This window comes from Candidatus Symbiopectobacterium sp. NZEC135, from assembly GCF_025962695.1.
Genome location: NZ_JAGFPF010001204.1, coordinates 1 through 659 on the forward strand (window position 1 = coordinate 1; position 659 = coordinate 659).

A 659-nucleotide genomic window follows, 5' to 3' on the forward strand; every position below is an offset into this window, starting at 1 on the left:
GGTGGCTCCGCCGCCGAAATCCGTTGAAGAGAGAGCGATCCTGAAATGGCTATCCCGTTATCGACAACATGTGATGTTAACGCTGATTTTACTGGCTTCGGTGCTGTTGATACTGGCGGCGTGGCGTGTGTTTCAGCGGACGAGTCCAGCAGACCGGATGCGTTGATCCTGCTGCTGCACCGCTCGGTCTGGCAGCCCGCCCGTTATGCGCACCCTGACTGGTTTGCCTTGTTAGGGTTTCATCGCAATCAACGGTGGCGTTATGGCGAGTCTCCGGTTTTAGACAGCGCGCTGAACCGCGCGTTACGAGCGCGGCGTGGCGGGATTTGTCTGCCGGGGCGGCTTAATGAACGTCAGCGCCGTTTGGCCATGCTGGCACCGAACATGCCGAAATATGCGCTGGCGCTTGGGCTGCTGACGCTGGCGTGCGGTGATTACTTTCTGCTGCCTGATTATCGTCACGCGCTTCGTCGCTGGCTGGATAACGATCTGATCTGGCATCTGTTTGGCATGTGTGACAACAAACGCCCTGCCTTATTTTCACCGGAACAGGTGATCGACGCGGCGAATCGCATTGGTATCGCCATGCTTTACCGTGCTGCAAGGGAGGAACCCGTGCTCCAGGCGCTGTTGATACAGCTGCCGCCGCTCAGGCAAGC

At 58.3% G+C, this 659-nt stretch carries 1 protein-coding gene; it reads left to right on the forward strand.

What is annotated here, in order from left to right; translation table 11 throughout:
- Nucleotides 1-120: 120 nt before the first annotated feature.
- The coding region (locus J5224_RS33345; RefSeq protein ID WP_264629175.1) for a type III secretion system domain-containing protein at nucleotides 121-659 on the forward strand (539 nt) is incomplete at its 3' end.